Annotated in this window: 26 protein-coding genes; 5 read left to right on the top strand and 21 right to left on the bottom strand. The window is 32.5% G+C overall.

From position 1 onward, the window contains the following. Positions 1 to 39: 39 nt before the first annotated feature. The 4 genes from AMQ68_RS00180 to AMQ68_RS00165 form a co-directional block, all read right to left on the bottom strand. Entirely contained in the window at positions 40 to 1,404 is a 1,365-nt protein-coding gene (locus tag AMQ68_RS00180) for an MFS transporter (protein ID WP_054508626.1), read from the bottom strand. A 49-nt stretch (positions 1,405 to 1,453) separates the two neighbouring features. Beyond that, positions 1,454 to 2,092: a uridine kinase gene (locus AMQ68_RS00175; protein ID WP_054508625.1), complete on the bottom strand. Its 639-nt coding sequence runs from the start codon at positions 2,090 to 2,092 to the stop codon at positions 1,454 to 1,456. Between the two features lie 53 nt (positions 2,093 to 2,145). Then, positions 2,146 to 3,267, bottom strand: a complete 1,122-nt coding sequence (locus AMQ68_RS00170) for a glycoside hydrolase 100 family protein (RefSeq protein ID WP_054508624.1) — start codon at positions 3,265 to 3,267, stop codon at positions 2,146 to 2,148. 151 nt (positions 3,268 to 3,418) lie between these two features. Next, positions 3,419 to 5,836, bottom strand: a complete 2,418-nt coding sequence (locus tag AMQ68_RS00165; RefSeq protein WP_054508623.1) for a TonB-dependent receptor — start codon at positions 5,834 to 5,836, stop codon at positions 3,419 to 3,421. A gap of 236 nt (positions 5,837 to 6,072) precedes the next feature. On the opposite strand from AMQ68_RS00165, the gene AMQ68_RS00160 reads away from it, so the two are divergent. Further along, the gene (locus AMQ68_RS00160; protein WP_054508622.1) at positions 6,073 to 7,044 is read left to right on the top strand and encodes a LacI family DNA-binding transcriptional regulator; all 972 of its coding nucleotides are present in this window, start codon (positions 6,073 to 6,075) and stop codon (positions 7,042 to 7,044) included. Positions 7,045 to 7,252: 208 nt separating this feature from the next. Beyond that, positions 7,253 to 9,652: a hypothetical protein gene (locus tag AMQ68_RS00155; RefSeq protein WP_054508621.1), complete on the top strand. Its 2,400-nt coding sequence runs from the start codon at positions 7,253 to 7,255 to the stop codon at positions 9,650 to 9,652. Positions 9,653 to 10,210: 558 nt separating this feature from the next. On the opposite strand, the gene AMQ68_RS00150 is transcribed toward AMQ68_RS00155, so the two are convergent. The 8 genes from AMQ68_RS00150 to AMQ68_RS00115 all read right to left on the bottom strand — a co-directional run bounded on the left by AMQ68_RS00150 (position 10,211) and on the right by AMQ68_RS00115 (position 14,742). After that, positions 10,211 to 10,867, bottom strand: coding sequence for a hypothetical protein (locus tag AMQ68_RS00150; protein WP_054508620.1), 657 nt, complete (start codon positions 10,865 to 10,867; stop codon positions 10,211 to 10,213). A gap of 1 nt (position 10,868) precedes the next feature. Next, positions 10,869 to 11,726, bottom strand: a complete 858-nt coding sequence (locus tag AMQ68_RS00145) for a hypothetical protein (protein WP_054508619.1) — start codon at positions 11,724 to 11,726, stop codon at positions 10,869 to 10,871. A 16-nt stretch (positions 11,727 to 11,742) separates the two neighbouring features. After that, positions 11,743 to 12,342, bottom strand: a complete 600-nt coding sequence (locus AMQ68_RS00140; protein ID WP_123905566.1) for a hypothetical protein — start codon at positions 12,340 to 12,342, stop codon at positions 11,743 to 11,745. Position 12,343: 1 nt separating this feature from the next. Then, on the bottom strand, positions 12,344 to 12,754 hold the full coding sequence (locus AMQ68_RS00135) for a hypothetical protein (protein ID WP_054508617.1): 411 nt from the start codon (positions 12,752 to 12,754) through the stop codon (positions 12,344 to 12,346). After that, complete coding sequence (locus AMQ68_RS00130; RefSeq protein ID WP_054508616.1) at positions 12,733 to 13,341, bottom strand: hypothetical protein; 609 nt, start codon at positions 13,339 to 13,341, stop codon at positions 12,733 to 12,735. The genes AMQ68_RS00135 and AMQ68_RS00130 overlap by 22 nt, the downstream gene beginning before the upstream one ends. After that, a complete protein-coding gene (locus tag AMQ68_RS00125) occupies positions 13,316 to 13,516 on the bottom strand; it encodes a hypothetical protein (RefSeq protein WP_123905565.1) in 201 nt (66 codons plus the stop codon). Before AMQ68_RS00125 ends, AMQ68_RS00130 begins: the two co-directional genes overlap by 26 nt. Beyond that, positions 13,513 to 14,478 (bottom strand): grasp-with-spasm system ATP-grasp peptide maturase, encoded by a 966-nt coding sequence (gene gwsG / locus AMQ68_RS00120; protein WP_054508614.1) that lies wholly within the window; start codon positions 14,476 to 14,478, stop codon positions 13,513 to 13,515. Before gwsG ends, AMQ68_RS00125 begins: the two co-directional genes overlap by 4 nt. A 78-nt stretch (positions 14,479 to 14,556) precedes the next feature. Then, positions 14,557 to 14,742, bottom strand: a complete 186-nt coding sequence (locus AMQ68_RS00115; RefSeq protein ID WP_054508613.1) for a hypothetical protein — start codon at positions 14,740 to 14,742, stop codon at positions 14,557 to 14,559. Between the two features lie 296 nt (positions 14,743 to 15,038). Between AMQ68_RS00115 and AMQ68_RS00110 the strand changes: the two genes are divergently transcribed. After that, positions 15,039 to 15,692, top strand: coding sequence for an IS5 family transposase (locus AMQ68_RS00110; RefSeq protein WP_241775010.1), 654 nt, complete (start codon positions 15,039 to 15,041; stop codon positions 15,690 to 15,692). A gap of 85 nt (positions 15,693 to 15,777) precedes the next feature. Here AMQ68_RS00110 and tnpA read toward each other — a convergent pair whose 3' ends face one another. Then, entirely contained in the window at positions 15,778 to 16,227 is a 450-nt protein-coding gene (gene tnpA, locus AMQ68_RS00105) for an IS200/IS605 family transposase (protein WP_054508612.1), read from the bottom strand. Between the two features lie 445 nt (positions 16,228 to 16,672). Here tnpA and AMQ68_RS00100 point away from each other — a divergent pair, with 445 nt between their 5' ends. Continuing rightward, positions 16,673 to 17,575 carry a PhzF family isomerase gene (locus AMQ68_RS00100; protein ID WP_054508611.1) on the top strand — a complete coding sequence of 301 codons (903 nt, stop codon included), beginning with the start codon at positions 16,673 to 16,675 and terminating at the stop codon, positions 17,573 to 17,575. 57 nt (positions 17,576 to 17,632) lie between these two features. On the opposite strand, the gene AMQ68_RS00095 is transcribed toward AMQ68_RS00100, so the two are convergent. From AMQ68_RS00095 to AMQ68_RS00070, 6 genes are all read right to left on the bottom strand, one after another. Then, positions 17,633 to 17,842, bottom strand: a complete 210-nt coding sequence (locus AMQ68_RS00095) for a bacteriocin immunity protein (RefSeq protein ID WP_054509958.1) — start codon at positions 17,840 to 17,842, stop codon at positions 17,633 to 17,635. Positions 17,843 to 17,901: 59 nt separating this feature from the next. Next, entirely contained in the window at positions 17,902 to 18,810 is a 909-nt protein-coding gene (locus AMQ68_RS00090) for an AraC family transcriptional regulator (protein ID WP_054508610.1), read from the bottom strand. 71 nt (positions 18,811 to 18,881) lie between these two features. Beyond that, entirely contained in the window at positions 18,882 to 19,634 is a 753-nt protein-coding gene (locus AMQ68_RS00085; protein ID WP_054508609.1) for an SDR family oxidoreductase, read from the bottom strand. Between the two features lie 6 nt (positions 19,635 to 19,640). Beyond that, the gene (locus tag AMQ68_RS00080) at positions 19,641 to 20,462 is read right to left on the bottom strand and encodes an SDR family oxidoreductase (RefSeq protein WP_054508608.1); all 822 of its coding nucleotides are present in this window, start codon (positions 20,460 to 20,462) and stop codon (positions 19,641 to 19,643) included. Positions 20,463 to 20,470: 8 nt separating this feature from the next. Further along, on the bottom strand, positions 20,471 to 20,761 hold the full coding sequence (locus AMQ68_RS00075) for a putative quinol monooxygenase (RefSeq protein WP_054508607.1): 291 nt from the start codon (positions 20,759 to 20,761) through the stop codon (positions 20,471 to 20,473). 489 nt (positions 20,762 to 21,250) lie between these two features. Continuing rightward, a complete protein-coding gene (locus AMQ68_RS00070) occupies positions 21,251 to 21,541 on the bottom strand; it encodes a hypothetical protein (protein WP_123905564.1) in 291 nt (96 codons plus the stop codon). 215 nt (positions 21,542 to 21,756) lie between these two features. Between AMQ68_RS00070 and AMQ68_RS00065 the strand changes: the two genes are divergently transcribed. Then, positions 21,757 to 22,242 (top strand): hypothetical protein, encoded by a 486-nt coding sequence (locus AMQ68_RS00065; RefSeq protein ID WP_054508605.1) that lies wholly within the window; start codon positions 21,757 to 21,759, stop codon positions 22,240 to 22,242. 168 nt (positions 22,243 to 22,410) lie between these two features. Here AMQ68_RS00065 and AMQ68_RS00060 read toward each other — a convergent pair whose 3' ends face one another. Next, positions 22,411 to 23,622: an FAD-dependent monooxygenase gene (locus tag AMQ68_RS00060; protein WP_054508604.1), complete on the bottom strand. Its 1,212-nt coding sequence runs from the start codon at positions 23,620 to 23,622 to the stop codon at positions 22,411 to 22,413. A 47-nt stretch (positions 23,623 to 23,669) separates the two neighbouring features. Continuing rightward, positions 23,670 to 24,350 (bottom strand): MarR family winged helix-turn-helix transcriptional regulator, encoded by a 681-nt coding sequence (locus AMQ68_RS00055; protein ID WP_054508603.1) that lies wholly within the window; start codon positions 24,348 to 24,350, stop codon positions 23,670 to 23,672. Positions 24,351 to 24,553 lie beyond the last annotated feature (203 nt).

The following is a 24,553-nucleotide window of genomic DNA, read 5'->3' as shown; positions in this document are numbered from 1 at the left end:
TTCTCTTCTGTGTTTTTATCAGTAATCACCATCCAGACATTATGTATTGATGGTGATTACTTTGTTCTCATTCCTTATAAAAGCAACCGACACTGATGATAAAATAAAGAGTACCCCCGCTAAAAGAATAGCATTTGAAGGATCACTTCCTAATATTTTTTTATAGATGAAGCCAAAGGAAACCGTCTGAATCAACATCGGAATTACGATCATCATATTAATTACGCCCATATATACGCCTCTTTTATTCGGCGGAATTGAAGGAGAAACCATTGAATACGGTAATCCCATCATTGCTGCCCATCCTATTCCAAAGAGTACCATAGGAAGTAAGATTATATATTCGTTGGTTATGAAAGGTAAGATTAATAATGATATTCCTGTTCCCGAAAGACAAAAAGCATAGACATTTTTAGATGAAAATTTAACCGCAAAAGGAATCAGAATCAATGCCGAAATCATTGTTATTAAATTATAAAAACCATTCATCAACCCTGTTTGTCCAACAGCTGTTTCTACCAAATGCAGGATATTTTTTGCCCAAGACAAATCGCTGTTGGCAACTGCAGATCCTTGTTTTGAAAGTTCGATAAGATGATTGGCCTTTTCTTCGTCATTTTCAGAGACGTTGTACAACGTCTGCTTAATCATAGGGGTTACAAACTGCCAATAGCAGAATAAAGCATACCATTGAAATAAATAAACCAAAGCCAACTGCCAAAGTATTTTCGGCATTTTTATAATAGCCGTGAAAATATCTATAAATGGGGTTAAAAAAGTGTCTCCTTCTTTTTCAGCTTTTAATTGCTTAAACTCTTCCTCAGTGGGCGGAATTTCGGGAGTTTTATAAACCGACCATACCACAGAAGCGATAGAACAAAAAGAACCTAAAAAGAATGAGTAATACACCCATTTTGGAATCCCTCCTGATTCTGAACTTCCCCCAAGATACTTCTGGAAAACGAAAAGGGATAAATTGGCCAACGTGATTCCTGCCCCTACAAAAAGACTCTGCATCTGAAAGCCATAGGTTTGCTGACTTTCCGGTAGTTTATCTCCAATAAAAGCTCTGTAAGGCTCCATTGCAGTATTATTCGCTGCATCCAAAATCCAAAGAAGCCCAACCGCCATCCAAATTGAAGAACTAAATGGAAAAACAAATAATGCCAGACTGCAAAATATAGCACCCAATAGAAAGAATGGTTTTCTGCGACCCCATTTTACGCTCCATGTTTTGTCACTTATTGCTCCTATCAAGGGTTGAATAAGTAATCCGGTAACAGGGCCCGCGAGATTAAGAATAGGAAGCTGATCTGCATGAGCACCCAAAAAAGAATATAGCGGATTAACCGCAGTCTGTTGAAGCCCAAAACTGTATTGAATACCAAAAAATCCAACATTCATATTCCAGATTTGCCAAAAACTAAGCTTGGGTATTATTTTTTTGTCATAATTAAGGCATTACAATTTGATAATCTTTGTCAAGTATTACACTTGCCTTTTCCTTAAAATTTCTGATGATTTCATGTTCAATTTTCAGAACTTCTTCTATAAAATCGGTCTGTTCATCACGATTTCTATTCATTCTGCTTTCATAAGTATCTCTATAATTTTTATCTATAAAAATACTGATATCAAAATCATCCATCTCAAGGATGTAGGTCCCTTCAATAATCAATACCTGTACCTCATCTACGTTTATTATTTCTTCAGAAATGGAGTTCTCCTGATAATTAACAAGTGGCTTTCTGAGAAATGATTTTCCCGCTTTAAATTCTAATACGTTTTCATGAATCAAATTCAGCTGAACTTCATGTGTTCCTACATGCTCTAAACTCTTTTTTCGGTTGTCATGATTGCTTTTTGGAGGCAGTTTAAAATAATCATCCATCTGCAATACTCTACTTTGTATTCCATGCATTTCCATCACCTTCTGCAAAGAAAAAGCAGTTACAGATTTCCCACTTCCGCTTTCTCCACAAATACCAATAGCAAACTTTTTATTATCCTTTAATTTCTGCTTTATGATATTAAAAATGGCTTCTCCTGTATTTAAATGTTCCTCCCGTAAATTGATTACATCTCCAATCATCCTCTATTTTATTTTAAGTAAATAATTTCTTATTTTATTGTAATATTTATATGTTAAATGGTCATCAGCAGATAACCAGAAGCCGAAAAGCAAAGTTGGTCTGTCCCTGACGGCATTAAGTGATCTGTGGAATAATATTCTTTAAAACTCGCCCCTTTTTTCTCCAATAAATCTTCATACTGTTCCAATATTTTAAGGGAAGTTTTCTGATATCCCCTCTTCTTCAATCCCCTGCACAGCCAACCCAAATAGATGGGCCATGAGCCCCCATTATGGAAATGATAAGGCTTATTTTTAAAATTGTAGCTGTAATTGTTTTCCAGTAAATTCCAGTCTGCATCGTTAGGTAAAATAACAGGATAAAAAACAGGAAGCATCCAGTGACCAAATTCTTCACTCAGCTGTTCCAAAAACGTATTAAATGCCTCCAAATCCAGATCAAAACCTAAAAGAATGGCCAATGAGTTTCCTGCAAGATCAAACCTTTCGTCATATCCATTTGCATTAAGAGATGCCCATAAATAAGGCTTTCCTGTTGCTTTTTGAAATGCTGTAGGATGATATTTTACCTTATCGGAACTATTTTTTCTAAAATTATTTTCTATTAATTCTTTTGTCTTTTCAGCAAGAAGCTTCAGTTCTTTATCTTCATATACCTCTGCTGTAATTTTCAGTGCCCAAAACCGAAGAACATTATCATACAGAACATACCCTGATGTGACATATTCATCAGCCCAGTTTCCTCCCAGTGGACTATACAGAAGCCCTCTCTGGTTAAATTCCCAAGTCCTTAAACATGAAAGTGCTTTGTATATTTTATCTTTTAAAATCTCTTTTAATGGTGTATTTTTCGAATAGCTCATGTACTCACAAGCCCCAATAATCCACCATATGGTAGCATCGGTTCGCCCAACGAGTGTACCATAACTTGCTTTATTGTCATAAACATTTGAAGGAATTTGCCCGTTTTCTGCCTGATGATTTGCGAGGGTTATGATCGATTTTTCAAGACCATTTACTATTATTTGGTCTTCCAGGAATATCCCCGTAATGCCAGTCATTATAGAATCTCTAGACCAAACTCTCCCATAATTATCACGATTCTCTGATGACGCCAAAATACCCTGTTCCGAAATTGAACGGTATATTGTTTCGATAGCTTTTTGTTTAAACATATATTTAAAAAATTTGATAGTTGACACTTATCTTAAAGAATTCATCCTTGTAAAATAAGCTTTGAATAGCATCAAGGGAACGATGATAAATCATATTAATAATCAATCTTACACCCCAAATCATGCTATTATTTACTGTGTAGAAACTACCTTAGAAGTCTAATTTCACACTTGCTCCAAAAGTTCTTCCTGGCAATGCTCTTGCTCTGATAATTCCATTGGTACCAACCAAAGAGCCTTCTTCTGCTTCCGTTATTGCAAGTGCATTGAAGATATTATTAGCATTAACATTCAACGTTAGATTTTTCAAAAGTCTGTAAGAAATATACGGATTAACGATTGCATATCCCGGCATAATCAACTTATTGCTATCCTGAGTAAAAGCTTTTGTAGATCCAACAACAAAGAATCCGAGACTCAACTTTTCAATATTTACATTCGGGTTTACAGAATACATTACTTTTGGTGTTCTTCTCGGCATATTTCCAATGATTATTGGATCAATTGCGTCCTTAATTTCTGCATGAGTATATGTTAGTCCCGCTTTAATATCAAAGTTTTTATTGATTTTGTAATATCCATCCAATTCAACTCCTAAAGATTCGTATCTGTTTTCTGTTCTTCTTTGGGTTGTTGCTTCATAATTAGCTTCTATGGTTTTTGCATAGAAAAAAGTGGTATTCAGAAAATAATTGGCTCCTCTCATTTTATACCCCGCTTCTATCTGATTAACCTTATTTACTTTTACAGCGTCTAAAGCGGGATCATCATTATTGGTATAATCATATCCTGCAAAAAGAATTCTGTCTGCAGAAGCACTTCCCCCTTGGCTTACTCTCGCAAAAATTGCATTTCGGGAATTGAGGGCATAATTTGCCCCAAAAGAGTACCCAAAAATCCCGTACGTATAATCTACCGGAACGATACCATCTACCACAGCAACAGAATTTTCGGGTGTTTCAATACTACCGTTTTGGTTGACATCAATTGTACGCATTGTATTTTTTGTTCCTGCAAAACTTCCTGATACTTTTCCGAAATCATATCTTGCTCCTAAATCTAACGTAAGATTTTCAACCGGATTAATTTCTACTTGAACGTGAGGCGCAATCACTGAATATTTTGTGTCGTAATTTCTATTGACCCCTCCCCAATCCGGAACACCATAATGAAGTAAACCGTTGTCTGTGATTTTAGTTCCTGTTGGGGTAACAACATCCACCAATCTTGCATTGTGGTCTGAAACTTCCATAAGATAGGTATTCCAATTCCATGAAAGGTTGATATTTTGTGTACTGTTATACAGGCCTGTATTCAACTTTATTTTATCCCATTTTTTGGTAATATTTAAGTCACTGAAAAAATTATTCAGATTATTTATTTTTGTATTGAACAGTACGGTTTTCATATACATGGCATTATTATCTACCAAGGTGTTTGTTCCGGCATACAACGCACTCCCATATCCTGCTATAGACTCCAAAATATCTGCTTTACTCCCAACTAATGCAGGAAATGGCGCTAAAAACTGTCCGCTATTTGCGGTATATCTGGCTTTCTCTTCCAGTTTCCAGCCTGAACCTAAATCATAATTAAATTCTAGCCCTACTGCTTTAGATACCGAATGCATTCCGTCTCTGATATCGCTCTTCAATATCTGTCCATTTCCACCTACAGTCAGGTCATTTATAAAATTAGAAGATTGCAAAGCTCCAGTTAATATATTATAAGAAGGCAGGGAGCTGTAATTAGGATTTGAGTCCGACCCTGAAACAGCCACCGGCATAGGCATATAAGCTGCTGTACGGTCATCTAGATATTTACCATATATTCTAATACTTCCTTTTTCAAACTTTTTTAATAGAGATAATCTGAATTGACCTCCGTTATTAGATGTATACCCTGTTTTTCTCGGGCCGTCGCCTCCTCTGTAGAAACCGCCAACGCCAACGAAATAATTGTTGCCTAAAGGTGTTCCGTAATCTATATCGGTTCTAAAATTTTTATAATTAAGGCCAACCTGCTGCGTAATACTTCCTCCTTCCTTTTCTCCCGTTTTTGTAATAAAGTTGATAATACCCGCTGGTGAATTGGATGCAAAAACAGATGCGGAACCTCCTCTCAGGGCTTCTATCCTTGACACAAAAGAGTCAAATCGTATAAACTGATCTTGTGTACCGAAGGCAATATCTCCAAACTGCATTACCGGAAGACCATCTTCCTGAATCAAAAGATATCTTGATCCTCCTGCAGAAACCGGAAGTCCTCTAACGGTAATATTAGAGTTCCCTTCCCCTCCGGAAGACTCGGAACGGATCCCCGGAATTGTTCTAAAAATTTCAGCTGTAGTTCTTGGTGCTGCATTTATAATATCTGCCTGTTTCAAGGTAGAAATAGAAGTACTTGTTTTTATTGACGCCTTTGCATTAGAGTTTCCTGTAATGACAACTTCATCTATTACTTTGCCCCTTATATTTGTGGTGTCCGCAACTGTTTTCTGAGAAAACATAATTGCCGCTGTGTTTAACGTTCCTAAAATTAGCAGTCGCTTCATGATTTTAGATTCCATAATTCCGAGTTTATTATGTTCTAAAAGTATTTTTTTACCCTATCAATAAATGATTTTAAAGGGAAGGTTAACCCAATATGAATTTCAAACGGTTGCGCAAACGGTTGCGGTTAGTAAGTTATTTTTAATTTAACATATTATTAAGAATTAACCGCTTTAAATTTAACAAATATTAACAAAATAGATATGTGAAAATATTGGTAATTTCTCCCAATAATTGATCTCACTTTAACGAAATGAAAAGAACCACCCTAAAAGACCTTGCAGGAATGCTTAATATTAGTACATCTACTGTATCAAGAGCATTGAAAGATCATCCAGATATTAGCAGCGCTGTGAAGTCAAAAGTGAGAGAGGCAGCAGAAACATTTAATTATATCCCCAATGATTTTGCCATTAATTTCAGAAAAAATTCTTCTAAAGTTATCGGGCTTATTGTTCCGGAAATATCGATGTTCTTTATCCCCTCCATTATTAGAGGAATCTCTTCTGTACTTAATAAAGAAGGATATCATTTTTTTATTCTTTCATCTGACGACACTTCTGCAACGGAAGAACAAAACATACAAATATGTATTAATTCCAGGGTAGATGGTATTCTTGTATCTCTCACAAAGGAAACAAAAGACTTTCAACATTTTCAAAAAGTAAAGGAAATGGAAATACCCGTTGTTATTTTTGATAAAATAATCCCTCAACACAGCTTTGATTCAGTGATTTTTGATAATGCAAAAAACTCAGAATTATGTGCAGAAAGCCTAATAAAGGATGGCTGTAAGAATATATTGGCGATTTTTGGTGATGAGAGTCTTGATATCACCCAAACAAGAATGAATTCTTTCTTAAAAAAAATGAAGGAGTTTCCGGAAATTCAATGCAAAACCATATTTTGTGAATCTGCAGATGTCGTAAAAGAAAAACTTACTATTCTTTTGAGTGAAAATAATTTTGATGGCTTTTTTGCGATGAGTGACGAAACGTTAATTGGGCTCCATAGTTCCCTGATTAAAAGAAATCTCAACAACAGCAACATAAAAGTGATTGCCATAAGTGAAGGCACGCTTCCCAAATATCTTGACGAATCTTACCAATTTCAAATTAATGATGGATATAAAATGGGAATTATGGCAGCATCTGAACTCCTTAAAATTATAAACAAAGTAGATAATGGTGGCCCGAAAGATCTTCCTACCACTCATTTTATATAATTAATGTAACACTGTTCTCTTACCCGAAAAAAATCTGATTTTAATTCTTAATGAAATGCTTCACGTCTTATATAGGGTGTAAAATATTATGAATTAAGCTTATTATTTAAAAAAATCGCTTTAATTTGTTAAATTACAAGGCAAATATCAATTTTGAAATCTTTAAATGAGTAATTTAGCACCGCATTAAGGATGCGCGAAGATCTCTATGAAAAATATATTCTTTTTATTGCTTATTTCAAGTGTACAACCCGTATTATCACAAACTAAACTAGACAAAGCAATTACCAATCTTGAGAATAATTACGACCAAGAAAAAGTATATTTACTTACCGACAAATCACAGTATGTTGCGGGTGACCAAATCTGGTTCAAAAGCTTTGTATTTGATGGCTATAACCGAACGACACTGTCTACCACTCTATTTGTTGAATTGTACAGTGCTGATAAAAAATTAATAGACTGGAAAACCATCCTTCTAACCAATGGTGAAGGGAGCGGAGATTTTAAACTGAAAGAAGATCTTCCGGAGCAGGTTTACTTCGTAAGAGCTTATACTCCCTACATGACGAATTTTAGTGAAGATTTTCAGATCGCTAAAACGATTCCGATTTATAATCCAAAATCCACCGAAACATTAGAGATTGCTAAGAATCCTAATTGGTCTGCTAAAGCTTTTCCAGAAGGAGGAACTTTCATCAATGGGATGCCTACAAAATTTGCAGTAAGATTATCAAGCGATAGTTCTTTACCGGAAAAATGGACCGGGAAAATTATAGATGCACAAAATCCAAATGTATCGATCACCACGTTTACATCGTTTGATAAAAATGTTGCTTCTTTTACCTTAACTCCGGCTTTAGGAAAAAAATATCAAGCCCTTATTCAGGACAATACAGGAAAAAAACAAACAATAGATTTACCACAAGTGGCAAGCAGTGGTCTTAATTTAGAAGTTCACAGTTCTAACGATGGTATTAAATACAGCTTAAAAGGAGTTAATTTAAAACAACAGCTTCAAAATTATAAGATTGTTGGAACCATCAATAATCATCTTGCTTACAGAGCCAATATTACTCAGCTAACGAATGATGCTTCAAGTCTTATTCCTACAAAAATAAGCACTGGAGCTAATGCTATTTTACAATTAGCTATTTTTGATGAACAGGATAATCTTGTTGCTAAAAGACTTTGTTTTATAAAGCCTAATAATTTAAAGATTGAGAAAGCAGACATTATCAGTCAGAATTTAAAGCATACGCCAAGATCATTCAACAGTATTGACCTTTCCCCAGAGTCCTATTTTAAAAATTACACCGTTTTGGTAAGCGATGATGATGGTAGCAACCCGGTGGAAGAAGAAAATCTACTCAGTGGTCTTTGGCTAACAGGAGATTTTACGTCAAAAGTAGATGCACCCGCACAATATTTTACTAAAAATGCCAATGCCGAAGCGTTAGACGCATTACTTATTTCTGAAAATTGGAAAAGATTTGATTGGAATTCTGTACTTAGCGGATCTCAACCTACCATTACAACCAGTTCTCAAAAATTTCTATCTTATAAAGTAAAACCGATTAAAGACAATGCTTTACTAAAAGATACCAGTGTAACATTAGCTTTAAAATTAGGGGAAAAGGAACCCATTATTAATCTATTTAAAACTGATCAAAACGGATATGTTTATTTAGATAACCTTAATTTCAATGAACCTTTGGGAATTTCATTATTTGTGAATTCAGAGAAAAGTAAAGAATCAAGTACTGATAATTTATTCGTCACAGTAGAACCCTTGGTAAATCCCACACAATTTAAAGGTAATTTCCCCAGTACAAAATACAAATTGGTGAAAGCTACCGAGAATAGAAAACTTCCTCCATCTATTTCCAGAGCCATCACAAGTCAGAAAAACAACAAAAAAGCTGAAAATATTGATGTGCAAATTGAAGAAGTAAAAATAGTAGGAAAAAAACAAGATCCAAAAGAAGAATTAAACAAACAACTGTCCAGCGGAATGTTTAACTCTATGAATTCTACGATATTTGATTTTGTAAACGAAAACCAAAATGCGGCTTTATCAACTAATATTTTAGATTGGCTACAAGGAAGAGCTGCCGGTTTAACCTTTCAGAGAAATAATTCAGGGGAGAATGTCCCTTATATTCGTGGTCAACAAGCTAAGCTATATTTAGATGAAATGCCTGCTGAGCCCTCTATGATTACAAGTCTTCCTATAAGCAATATTGCTATGGTGAAAATTATAAAAGCATCAGGATTAATAGGCGATGCGGTTGCAATCTATACCATGAGAGGTGATCTGAAATCTAAGAATGTTGAAAAAGACACGAAAAAAAATAACCTCTCTATAGTAAAAGGTTATGATATGCCTTCAGAATTCCCTATTGAAATGTTAGACGATGATGCTTCAAAAAAAATCGAAAATGACACTCGAGAAACCCTATACTGGAATCCTAATTTATTTGATAGCGATTATGTTCCGCCGAGAATTAAATTCTATAATAACGACAGCGCCAAACAATACAAAGTTTTGATTATAAGTTTTGATGAAGACGATAATCTGCTTTATGATAATAGAATCTTAAAATAAACCATTACCAATCTAGAGCAACTAATCAACGAGTCAGGCTATGAATGCAAAAATATTGTCAGACTCAATGTGTACACAATAGACACTCATGAGTTTTTCATCCATTGCCTGCATATTTATGTACCATTTATAATGAAACATAGCATTCAACAAGCTAGGACTTTGCTTGAAGTAAAAGGGCTTTTTGCGACCTTAACGGTAGAACATTAAGCAACGGTAGCCAAGTAAAATATCGTAAGATTTTATTCTACCAACCCTACCTTATGATGAAAATAGTTAGCAAAAACCGTTTTTCAAAACAGGCTGTAGGGTTTTGCCTTACATAACAAAGATTCTGAAAAACTGAGTATTTGAAAGTAGTTTGTATCCATTATCTGCATAGACCGCAATAGAAAATACGAAGAATGGGCATCTAAATATTATTTTTCTTGATTCTTGAAAAGAAAATTCATCTTAACATCTTCACCTGTAATATAAATACTTGAACCAAGTAACCTCTAAGAGAACTAAGATGATATCTCACAATTCCTACCTTTATAATTGAGTATTCCTTTTTTATTATTTGTTCTCTATAATTCCTTCTATATAATAATATAAATCTTCTTTTTCAAATTCGTATGGGTAAATATATCCATTTATAAAAATTGAGGGTGTGGAGATAATTCCATTTTGGGAAAACCAGTCATTTAAATATTTAAAGGAGTCTTTATTTTCTTCAGTATTATATTCATCAATCTTCCATGGTGTCAAACTTTTATTTTTAAACCAAAAGCGCAACGCTTTTAAAAATTCCTTTTCTCCCTTAAATAAAAAAATACCATGAAGTAAATACAAAAAAACGTTCTTCTCACGAGAAATTTGAGTTTTAAAAAAAAAATTTATTTTTATTTGATCTTCATATGCAAAAATTATTTTGTCAATAATTTCACATATATCTCCACACATTTCACAGTGTAGACTGGTAAATATCGTTAATTCTAAATCACAATTTTTATTTCCCAAAACAAACATAGATACTGGTAGTTCTAATCTTTCTTGCTTCTCCAAGGTATTAATAAAAACATTATGATTTCTGATGACTCTATTTTTTCTTATAAGCTGATTTCTGTTTTGCTCATTCTGTTTTAAAAACATCTTGATATAATACCATAAAACAAAGATGATTAAATAGATAAGAGCATATAAAACTAGAGGAATAAAAGATTTCAAATTCATATCAAATCATCAAAATATAGGTTTGTAAGAGTAGAATAATTATAATTCCTATACACAAAGGACATACTTTTTTAATTTTGAGCAACTGATAAAAAAAAGAATAGGCTATTATAGGTAGAATAATTACCAATAATAATCTTTGTATATTAAAAAAAACATCATTAATCTGGCTATTGATGAGAAATAAAATAAAGATTATATTAGTAAAAAAGTACACAAGGCTGTAATCTCCAAAATTTGAGAGAAAGTTTGTACTTTTGACATCTGAAAATGAACAGTCTGTATAGTTACCAAAACACATTTTACTAACAATAGAACTTTCTATTCCAAATACGTTTCTTAATGAAAGTACTGATATAAAAAAACCAGATAAAGATAAAACCAGATAAATAAAGAAATATAAATTCATAAAACTGTACAAAAATATTAACAAAAATAGGAAGCAAATTGCGACAAATAATAAATGATATTTTCTGCTACTTATCTTTTTTGGATGTACAGTCTGGGTTTCATCAATTAAAACAACTATATTAGTCCATTTTGAAAGTAGCACTTGTTCACTAATATTGTATTTGCCATTAATTACGTACCCTTCACTTATCTTCTCAATATAATTAAGTTCCTGTTTATGGCTTGAAACTGTCATAAAAGCCATAAAATCAATAGGAAGCTCACCTATTTCGGAATCATCTATTTCTATCACATAATTACAGATCTGGTTAATATTCAAAGCACTAACTATCGATAATAAACTTGGAAATGTTGGATGGGAATTAACTTGGGAAGAAAATTTATTTCGATCTAAGGTAATTTTTTTTTTTTCAAGATATTTTAAAATATTGCCAATACTTTCAACCATATTAAGTCTTTAAAAATTATTGAAAATCTATTGCATTTTTTTTCCACAGATTCTTATTAAGGTCGAAAAAAAGATTATTAACCTCACGGTGGAATTTTTTATATTGAGGATCATTTTCATTAGGATTGTTCAGATTAATAAATCTCACTACTCCACCATAATATTTTCTATAAATATCTATTATATTCCATTTTTCAAAATTATATATATATAAAACTCCATTTTCCAAGCTAACATCTGGCGTTTTATTATAGTCTTTCATCACATCCTCCAATGATGTGTCTTCATAATAAAATCCTAACAAATTATTATAAATACTCATATTGGTATACATAAATAAGAATTGTTGACTGAAAGGTTTTTTAATATTTTCTTGGAGGAGACGATTTATATCTTTAGTCGTAAAGAAAATATATTTTTTATTTAATTTATTGATTTGATAATCTGAAAAAGTAATAAATTGGATATTCTCATTAGAAATTTTTAAATCATGTATGCTATTTCCATCTTCATTATAAGCTACAGGCCTATGTTTCAAATAATAATAATTTTTACAACTTTGCATTATAAAGATTAAACAAAGAACAGTCAATAGTGTTTTCAGTTTTTTGATCATCTTAATTTAGTTCTGCCTTGTATGGATCATAATTACAATTCACTGCATACCCATTCTCTTTTTTTAAAGGAATATGGGCTACTGTACAACATAATCTAAACTCACAGATATTACATGGAGCTATACTATCTTTCCTGATATTCCAAAGGATAGATAGTCTTTTAATTGTCTTAGTTGATATTTCTTTATACGAATCTGTGATATTACCATAACTATTCCTTTCTGAAATATTATACTTAATTTTCCCTTCATGATTTACAATTATTGTTTTATATATTGATAAATTATAATTTCTTGCAATATTATAGGCAGCAGTATTAACTTCTACAGTATTGATATTAAATTTTGGCAAGAATATCTTAGCATCGCTTACAGTTATAAAAATATTAGTTACTTCATTATTTTTTTCCACTTTTTCTTTGGGAGAACTAAATAGATATATTTTTTTAACCGATTATTATTGTATAATTTTTTATCAATTTTTTGATAAGGTATTGAAAATGAAACATTAGTAACTCTGGAATATTCTAATAAATGCAAAAGATAATTTATTTCTTCCATACAATTATTGCTATCAATATGAAAATGTAATCTTTTTACTCCCAGTTCATTAATTCTTTTTATAACAATATCTAAATTATTTTTAATAAACTCTGACAGTATTATGGTCATAAACTGTATAGTAGATGTATCTTCATTTATACTTTTGGCTGCTAATTCAGGAAAAAAATCTGTATTTGAATAAAAGATAAATTCATTCTTTTCTAAAAAATCAAGATATGTTTTAGCCATTATATCTGATTCAAATTCTTTCAGGATAGAACTAACTTTTTTGTTTTTGATATAGTCTAAAAACTCTATCATTGTATTAGGTACCAATTCAATTTCTTCTCTCTGAAGATCATATATAGCACCTCTTTCATGTCCTTTAACAGGTATACAGCATGAAAATACATGAATATATTTATCTTTATTATTCTGTAGATATGTTAATTCCATCTTTATATATTCTTAAACAATAGATTTCTGACTGATGAATGGAAGTTTCAACCATTCTAAATGGGCGCTCTCTTTTTATTTTTTTAATATCCATTGGCATTGTATGGGAGAAAATAATAGGAAGTAACTCTTTCTTTTTTTCATATCCCATTTCTTTTAATAATGTTTTTTTCATGTATTCATTTTTTTTAAACAGCATGCAACCTCATAATGAAGATTATAATTACATGGCATTGATGTCATCCTAAACTGACCGGAAGGATTTACTTCCAAAAAATAATATTTTCCATCTTTACCTTTTATGATATCCAATGACCCTGTATCAAGTTCAAGTTTTTTCATAAGGTGGCAAATTTTTTCATCAATTTCCTGAGGTAAAGAATAGGAAATCATTCTATTTGGTCTACTATAATTATAATGCCTATAATCTACTCCTGTTTGTGTATCTCTTTGAGAAAAAATAGCCATAGGATAGTTTTTCCCGTTTAAATGAAAAATTCTAAGCTCGTACTCTTTATTTACTTTCTCCTGAAATAAACTTGGAAAGAAATTTTTATAATGACCCATTGTTTGAAGGTTAATTTCCTTTGTCAAAAAAAAGAATATTTTTTCCTTGACATTAATAACTGTGCCATCTTTTATTGATTTAGTAATATATGATTCGTTCAGATCTAATAAATCTTTATTATTTGTTATTTCTGTTTTGGGAATACTTAATCCTATTTTTTGGGAAGTTATAAGAGTACTTATTTTATTTAATTTTTTTACTTTTGAATAATGATTAAGCCATTTTTTATCTTTGAGAAACTCAAAAAAGATATCTAATATAGTAGTATATTCTGATTTTAAATAATCTAACATCTCAATGTTGATTTCACTCTCAAAATTTTGTTTAAATTTATCGAAGAAGCCAAATTTCCTGTACCATACACATTTAATATCTGATAAGTTTATCTTTCCAAAAAAAATATTCTCTACAAAAAGGCTAGGTACTGGTGAAAGTTCATAATACATTTTTGTATTTCCATTAAATAAGTCCAGATCATTTATTCTTATATATTTTTCTTCTAGAATAGCCAAATGCTCCATTACAATATTTGTATCGTCATCATTTGGAGTTGATAAAATTAAAATCATGTTTTTTACAAATTAATAGATAAAGGAAGACTCTTTATTATATAAAGAGTCTTTAATTTTTTTCTAAAAATAAAATGACTAGTCACATCCGTCATTTTTACCTCCTCCGCCTTTAATCAATGTAAGTGTTTCTAATACATGAGGATCGTCGTATGAACCTGTTCCACCGCAAGGGCCAATAGCATTGTTCATATCAATTTTTCCACCAATAACATCTTTTAAATTACCTAGTTTTTTTCCTTTTAATTTTTCTAAATTTTTCATAGTTAATATTTTGTTTTTCTTCCTACTCTTTTAGCTTTTCGGAATCCGCTTATTACAAATATATAATAAATATAACTCTCCATAGTAGGATTAATTAATAAATTTTATTATGTTAAATAGCTCTATGAAATTATTATAAATCAATTTAACATCCAGCTAGAGACAAAATTAAAAATCTAAGAGCCTGTTTAAAAATGTAAATAAAAAAGCGTAAGGGATGTTAATTGGATCAAAAATATCAATCTAGAGCTGCAAAACAAAAAAATGATTTATCCAACAGACTTAACCCTTACTCAGTGGCAATTTATAAAAAAACGCTTGATTTTGATGATAGAAAGCGAAAACATGATTTATGTATTATCTGGAATACTATTTATTATATCGTAAAAACAGGCTGTCAGTGGCGAATGCTCCCTTCAAATTATCCCAAATGGCAATTGGTTTACTATTATTACTCTAAATGGAGTAATTTAGAATTATTCGATTTACTTCTGACGAATTTAAGAGAAGAGGTACAAGTTAAGAGAGGACAAAATGCAGAAGCAAGTTTAGGTATTATAGACAGTCAGAGCGTTCGTTGGGGAAACAATCGTTCTCTTAATGGTTTTGATGGTAATAAAAAGGTAAAAGGAATTAAAAGGTATGTTGTAGTAGATAAGAATGGGGGTTTGTTAGCTGTAATGGTAAGTGTAGCCAATTTTAACGATAGTAAAGCTGCTTTATTATTGATGAGAACACTCCATTATCTTTTGGTTTCGGTTAAAGTGATTTTAGCAGACGGTGGCTATAGAGGAAATGTTATTGAAGAAATAAAAGATAAGTTTGGTTACATCATTCAGGTTGTTTTACGCTCTGACAATAAAGAAAAACTCTTTAAAGATGGATTGTTGAAAGAACGTTTTCTTGGTTTGATAATGACAGAAGACTTTGCCGAAATTATGAATTGCTAATGGAAAATTCTGAAAACATGGTCAAATTATCTGCTAAAAAATTATTATTTAATAAACTACCCCGAGGCAAGCCTCGAGGTATTGGTTAATCCCATAGCTTGAGTTGTTCGCCGTGGATTTTTTTATATTCTACTTCTTTCCCTTGGTTTTCAATATATTTTCGAATAACATCTTTATTTCCATATTGACCAACTGTATTAGCATAGTAACCGCTTGTCCACAAATTACCTCCCCATAAAATCCTTTTTATCTCTGGATGTGCTTTAAATAATTCTCGCGCGCTCAAACTTTTTATAAGTGTTACTAATTTTGAAACCGAGATACTTGGAACACTTTGAACTAAAAAATGAACATGGTCACACTCATAACCAATTTCTACAAATTGAATCTCATAGCGTTCTGAAATGCCAACGCATATTAGCCTAAGGCTATCTCCTATTTCTTTCGTTAAAACTTCTCTCCTATATTTCATTGGAAAAACCAAATGATATAAAAGCAAACTTTTATTGTGCCTTTTGTAAATATGTTCATCCACAAATCAAATCTACACTTTTTCAAAGTGTTATGAAAAACCCTCCGTTTTTCAAACTTTTACGCTTTGACCCCGAGGCAAGCCTCGAGGTATTCTTTTAGAATAAAATTTAAACAGGCTCTTATTTATGAAACGAAAGTAAAAGTTTATATACTAATATTTAAGATTAAAATCATTGAGTTAAGCATACAAGAGTTAGTATATCAGATATTCAATGGAAGATATACTATTTTTAATCTTATGAAAAACTATCTGTTTTCAACTTTTCCTCCTTTAACTCCGAGACAAACCTCAAAGTATTCCCTTATAAAAATTATTTGGAATAATTCCCTTGATTGTTATTACGGTAAAGCATGATGCGTGCTATAAAATAGGCTATATTTGAAATCTTATTTATCTTTCCTTGTAAACGGGCTCTATCTATGCTCCTAACAAAATTAAAAAGATTATGAAAACTTTTAAAATTTATCAAATAGATGCTTTCACAAAAGAGAAATTTAGTGGAAACCCAGCAGGAGTTGTCGTAAATGCAGATGGATTAAATGCTGTACAAATGCAGCAAATTGCAAAAGAACTAAACAATTCTGAAACGGCTTTCCTTTTTTCTCCCGACGATAGTAATTCTGACGGTTTAATAAGATATTTTACACCACAATCAGAAGTCCCGATTTGTGGGCATGCTACAATTTCTGCAATGTATGCGAAAGCGATTGAAGATAATTTGGGTTCTTGTATTTTAAGATATAAAACTCAGGTTGGCATTCTTCCCTTCGAAATCATTAAAGAAAAAGAAGATTACCAAGTCATCATGACTCAAGGTACATTTGAACTCAGTCCTACATTTGATCCTATTGTAGCGCAACAACTATTAGCAGCTTTGGGACTTGAGCATTCTGATACTGATGAAAGATGCCCGATACAAATTGCTTCTACAGGACACTCAAAAGTGATGATTGGTATAAAAAGTAAGGAAAAACTCAACAGCCTGAATCCCGATTATAATAGTTTGATCCATCTAAGTAAACAGATCAACTGCAACGGATATTTTGTTTTCACATTTGATTCGGACGATAATGACGTATTGACCTATGGAAGGATGTTTGCCCCGGTAATCGGAATCAATGAAGATCCGGTTACAGGGAATGCAAACGGACCTTTAGGCGGATATTTAATACAGAATAAAATCATTGATTCTAAAGATAACATATACGAATTCAAAGGCAAGCAGGGAGAAAAAATGGGCAGACTTGGAGTGGTAAACGTAAGTGTTACCATTGAAAATGGCCTTCCTATCCTAATTAAAATAAAAGGTGAGGCTACCGTAGTATTTAAAACGGAAATTGAAGTCTGATGATTCTTAGATTTGGTCTATAGCAAAACGAAGCCACAAATTCACTTTAATAATTGGTTATAGCTGAATAGGTTGATAAGAGAGTGCCTTTTCAACTATTTCTTCGGCTTCAAGATCTTCATATTCAACTGAAAAAAATAAATTACTGGCGTTCGGATCTGGTACATTCTCTAAGAACCTCTGCAGCATCCTATCATTCTCTCCTTCGGTTTTTCCAATAGCATTCATTATATCTTTTGCTAATTGTATTAATTCATTTGTATTCATCATCATTGAATTTAAGAATATAAATCTTTTTTTGAAACAGACCTGCATTAAGAATGCTGCTATAACTCATTTCGATAAAACGATGGAGTATCATTGGTTTGGTTACGAAAGAAATGATTAAAATGAGAACTGTCTTTAAAACCTAGGCTGTAAGCTATTTCAGAGATGCTCCAATTTGTATGTTTCAGTAAAATTATAGATTCTTTTACAAAGCGTTCATAAAGCAAACTACGTGTTGATTTCCCCGTAAGTTCCTTTAAAACACGGTTGAGATAATTCACATGTACGTGTAGCGCATCAGCAAAATCACTTGCCGTTCGTAACTGTTGTGGATGAGAGATATCTACCGGAAATTGACGATCTAGCAGCTCATTGAAAATAGTACACAGACGCTCTTTAGCTGAAAATTTATAACTGCGTTCCGATGCAGAACGTAAACTGTTAGCATAATGCATTAATTCGTTGAGGTAATTTCGAATAAGATCGTCTTTTAAAGTATAGTCCGAAAAATTTTGTTGTTCGATTTTTGCAAACATTTTTTTCACTATTCCTTTCTGTTCTTGATTCAATAAAAAAATAGGCTTATCTTTTTGGTTGAATAACGGAAAATTTTTGATGCTTTGTTTAAAAAAAGTATCATAATAGATATCTGTAAAAATAAAATAACCTGCATTTTCCTCTTCCCGAATTTCCTCAATTGTATAGGGAATTAAAGGGCTGAAAAAAGATAGCGAAACACCCGAAATCTTTAGACTTTCATCACCATAATGTACTATATATTCACCTTCCAGCAAACTCACTTTGTAAAAATCTCTTCTTCTATACAAAATGGTTTTGCCCGCTAAACAATCACTCGAACTGAAAAAGCGAAAACTATTTTGTGCCGTAACATTTTTTTGTAATTGCAACTTTTGTTTTTCAAATTCTTCGAAGCGCTCATTCTTAGGAATTTTTTCTATATCCTTCATTTTTTATCCAAATAAATCAAACTGTACTCATTATGCGTACAGTTTGAAGTAGACTTTAAATGTACATAAAATTATGCACCAGTAAATGCATTAACCATTAATAAGGCTTCATCGGGTGAACGAAGATAAGTTCTATAAATATCTTCTGTTAAGCCTGGTCGAATTTCAAACTCTTTCTTTTTGATGCTTTCTACCAAGTTCTCAATGACTGCTTCTGGAGAGATCTTTAGGTCTGATTGCACCGCTTGGGAAAAAGGAGAATCTACCAAAGGAGCCATTAATTCGTACACCTCAATTGGTGATTTTTTACGCTGTAGAGCCAACCTTAAACCTTTACTATAATTATGCAAAGCTGCTTTGGTTGCGCTATACGTTGGATGCAATAAATCAGGTGCAAATGCAACACCAGAAGTCGTAATGATAAATGCTGCCTCTTTTTTATTAGCCAAAATCGGCTCGAATTGATGGGTTAAATAAACGGCCGAATGATAGTTCGTTACCATTTCTGAAATGCTCGTTTGATAAGCCTCATCATTATTCAACAACTGATAATTGGTAGCAATACCTGCATTTAAAAAGACCATATTTAAATCTGGATATTCATTTTTAATTTTTTTCACCAAAGATTCCATTTGATCTAATTGAGATAAATCACAGACGATATACGAGGCATTGTCTAATTCTGATGCTGCGGCTTTCAAACGTTCTTCATTACGAGCCACCAAAATCACGTTGTTACCTTGCTTCGAAAACCATTTTGCGGCAGCCAAGCCCATTCCAGTACCGGCGCCAGTGATGAGAATTGTATTATTTCTTAAATTCATTTTAAATTATTTTGCTAAATATTCCGGAATAAATCTTTCACGCATATACCTTACATAGGCTTGGTCATCCCCTTCTTGCATTTTTCCCACATACAATTCGGTGTCTTTACCCGCTTGGTACCTCAATTTTTCGCTTTTATCAGTTGAAGCCAGAAAAATTACATCAGCAATTTCTTCTGGTAGAGAAGTCATTGTGTCATACTTTGCCCAATTGCCCAACCCTATTTTAATAAACTCTTCATATGCTGGAATCTGACCTGTTGTGATTTCTGCAGCACCTACAAATCCCGTTGCCGTAGATCCTGGTTCTACAATTTTTGTTTGGATACCAAACGGAATGAGTTCGTAGGCCAAAGCTTCAGTTAAGCCTTCCAAAGCAAACTTTGTTGCATGGTAAATACTACAAGTCGGAAAGGTAACTCTACCGCCTTGCGACGAAATATTGATAATCACTCCTGATCTTTGAGCCCTAAAATAGGGTAAAATCACTCTTAACACGCGCATCGGACCATATACATTGATATCAAAAATCTTACTCACCTGTTCCTCGCTTGTCAATTCAAATGCTCCGAATACAGCATGTCCCGCATTATTCACGATAGCATCTATTTGTCCAAATCTTTCAATTCCTGTTTGAATCGCATTCTCAATTGTTTGAATTTTCTGTACATCCAAGGCTACTATGAGCACATTGTCCAATACATTGAATGCTGTTTCTTTTTCAGGACTACGCATCGTGGCAATGACATTCCATCCTTCTTTTTGAAATTTTAAAACCGCGGCTCTACCGATTCCGGATGAGGTACCTGTTATTAATACTGTTTTCATTTTTTTGCTTAATTTAATGTTTGACCAATGATATTTACTAATTCGTTTTCTAATAAAACTTCGGCATCAGCCGCATACCCCTTTTCTATCACGCTAGTTATATGATTTTGCAGATCGGCTTCGGACATCCATTTTTCAATAACGTAATAGGAATTAGGAATTCTTTGTACCACAAGTACTTCGTATGCTAGGTTTCCTTTTTCAAGAGGTGTTTCACGGATTAATTTTTGAAAGATACTTTCTAACTCCGCTGCCGCTGTGGCATGTTTAGCTATAAACTGTGTAAATACTGTTACCATAATAATTTCCTTTTATTGATAAGGCAAAATTATAAAGGTTGAAGAAGAAGAAATTGTAATATCCAAACTAAGACTTGTTCAATTCAAACCTTTTATTAAATTCCAGGTCTTACCTTTAGAAACTTTTTCATTCTGTATACGAATCGCAACATTTTTGAAGTTTTGTAAAAACTATAGGATCATCAGAAAATTCTTGTTTGAGAGATCAACAAGGAGTAAAGTTTTATATTCTTCTGATATATTAGAATATTGTATTAATCTATAACTATTGTAAACATTATAAAGTAGTGAAAATGAGCAAGAAAAATAACTTGTAACGATTGAGCTTTCCTTGTTTAACGAAATCGTATTACCAGCAGAATCTGTAATTTTTTTTAGAATTTCCAATAAGATACTTAAAGAATATCTTTGGTTATAAACAAGTGGAATCAGGATGTTTATTGCTCTAATAGATCTTGTTAGAACTATTATTACTAAAGATCGTTACTATCAAAATGCAGAATTAATTATTGACAAGAAATCACCTTCTTTTTCTCCAATATCTCCTTTAGGAATATTCCCTTTACTATAGTGATCCAAAAGAGAATTTAACCATTTGCTTTGATAATCAGAATTTACAGCATCCATTAATAAGGCAAAATCATCTGATATATAAGCTGCTAAATCAGAACTATGAGATTTGCTAAATATTTCTTTAAAAACTCTTTCTCTAATAGAATCTATCCGTATTTTATTCTCTTCTTTTTGTTTTATTTCTTCAGTTAAAAATTTTATCATCATGCTTAACAACCAAAAATGTCCTAAGATAGATAAGGGTTTAAAATATAAATAATGAGAGGTCCGTTTCAATACGCTCAATTATAAAAATATTCATTGCAAAATGGCATCATAAAAAAGCTGCTCAATATCATCCAGTTTCACCCTATATTATTAATTAATGACTTTCCGATACAACCTTTTTTAACTATTTTTACCTCATAATATATAAATGAAATATGAGAAAATTCGTATTTGCAGGAATAGTTGCTTTAGGAGGATTTCTAACAGCAAATGCACAGTGTAAAACTGTATCTACCCTTACTGAAAATTTTGATACCTGGAAAGAGATCAACAAATGCTGGACTGCTCAGCAAGGAAAAGCAATGCTTTATGCCAGCGAAAAAAGAATCGTATTTTACTCAATGAGCAGTCCCGGAGAAAATATGTATTTAGTGACGCCAAAAATTAAGGCTGGAAAATATACACTTACCCTTGATATTTCAGACAATGGTGGAGAAACTACACTAGAACTTTTCTCAATAAACAATATATCCGATCCAAAATCGCATGTTTCAATCGCTAAATCCTCTAAAATAACAGGAGGTAAAAAAGAATTTGATATTACTTTAAAAAAAGATTCAAATTTGGGGCTGAAAGTTTTACTGAACGGAATACATCAAGCAGTATATGTGGATAATCTTTCTTTGAAACAAAAAAAGTAAGTCGCTTACGATTAAGCTACTGAGTAATACTTAAATTAAAAAACTCGATATTCCCTACTCTCCAAAGCCTTCCGCCTTGGAGAGTTTTATTTTCAATCATCATAGAATATGGATGTATTTAATCATCTAAATTTTGAAACAATATCTTTGTGAAATATATTATGAATTCTATTCAAATATAGGAATTTCAATCTCATCTTTAGTACTCTCTTTTTTTCCACTACTAAACAATCTACCAATCATCTTAAAAGGACGACTTGCTATCATTGATGCTACCGTATTCACTGCGCTAACGCCAAATTTTGATTTAGGATGAGCAAGCCAAGGAACTCCGGGAGGTAACTTTTGAATTTTTTCTACAAATGGGCGCATCCTTTTTTCATACGCTGAAAATGCATCTTCATGTTTCTCATGACGGGAAAGTTCACCCGCCAATAAATAGGCGCCTACCATGGCTAAAGTAGTTCCCATTCCGGTTAAAGGTGTCGGACAATACGCAGCATCACCAATCATACCTGCCCGGCCATCAAACCATCGTGGAGCATGAACCTGGCTGATGCCATCGAAATAAACATCGTTATTATCATCTATTTCTTTCATTAAGCGTTCCTCTTCCCATCCGGCACCTGAGAGTTTGTCTTTCAATACTTTTTTTTGCTCATTATTAGATCCTTGTAAATAAGTTTTATCATCCGATAAAAAGCTGAAAGAAGCTCTTACGGTACCATGATTATCAGGACGGAGAACCATCACTCGTGATTCTGGTGCTGTATACCATCGTGCCCACTGCGTATCTCTTTCCATCTTAGGGATTGTATACCAAGCGTTATAAAGTCCCATAAATTTCACTTCTGGTTCATCTCCAAAAATTAATTTTCTTGTGGTAGACCGAACTCCATCGGCAGCAATTAATAAGTCGAATACTTCAATTTCGTTATCACTAAATGTAACCTCAATTTTATCAGGTCCTTGATTTATGGCGGTAATATATTTACCAAAAACATATTCTACATCATTTTTAGTGCAATTATATAAGATATTCACTAAATCTCCTCTGAGTATTTCTGCTTCACTCGTAAAACTGTCCCCACCTTCTACTGGAAATTCAGCTTCAACCTCATTATTTCGGTTAACGAATTGTAAACCTTTCTCTCCCGTATTGGCAGCTAGTATTTCTTTCTCAATACCCATCATTTTTACTATAGCACGACCAGCTCCTCTTACATCGAGATTCTGACCCCCTAATCTCAAGGCTTTAGAACGCTCAACAATCGTAACTTCAAAGCCATACTTTGCCAACCAAAACCCTAAGGTTGGGCCTGCAATGCTTGCACCGGATATTAATACTTTCTTTTTAAGATTAATCTCGTTTTTTATCATAAAATTTTCGCTTGTTAAAGATTCTCTCAGTGATTTTTATAACGCTCTTAAATACTTTTTTTTATAATTTCAGATTTTTTGAAAAGATCCTCTAAACTCAGGCTTTTATAGTTTATGAATATTTCATTGTGGTAATAATCCAGTTTATGTAAGAGGAAGGATAGTGAACTAATCTCTGTTGGTTTTAAATTACCCACAACCATACTGCCCACCAATCCCATTTTAGGTAATAATTCGGACAATTCTGTCTTACCTTTTGGCGTAATTGCGACCATTATACTTCGTTTGTCGTTTGGATTATCGAATTCATAAATCAACTCCTGCTTTAGTAAACGCTTGATCACTTCAACACCAGATGTTTTTTCCATAATCAGTTTATTGATGAGTTCAGTTTTGGTGAGAAATGGATAGGTCATCAAGACAATTAAAAATGAGAATTCATCTAATGTATTGATATTACTTTCCTTTAATGCTTTTTTAAAATACATTACCGCATACCGATAATTAAAAACTAGCATTCTTGCTATTTCAGTGTTCTGATCCTGATTATCTCGAACCCATTCTTCTTCCCCTCCTGCTAGTTCCCTAGCGCTGGGAGGCGGATGATCCTGACTTGAATTTAAATACCCCAGAAAGTCAGCCATATTATAATCTTTATCACCTTGATATTGATTATCGAATTCAAATAAATGTTCGATTACTTGTGTCAAAACTTCTTTTCTAGACATACCTACAACGTTTACATTGTAAATATATGAATAAAAACACGAATACATTTAAAATTAATGAAAATATAATTTTTTCGTACTATATATTTATTAATGATGAATACATACAGTATGCAAATACGAAGTGTTTCAGTACATAAGTAATGGATATAAACTTGTGATAGGGGTGTCACGAAGGGGTTTAAATAACTAGAATATATTTT

It is taken from the genome of Chryseobacterium sp. ERMR1:04 (genome assembly GCF_001297705.1).
Taxonomy (GTDB): domain Bacteria; phylum Bacteroidota; class Bacteroidia; order Flavobacteriales; family Weeksellaceae; genus Chryseobacterium.
This window is presented reverse-complemented; position numbering and strand designations above follow the sequence as displayed.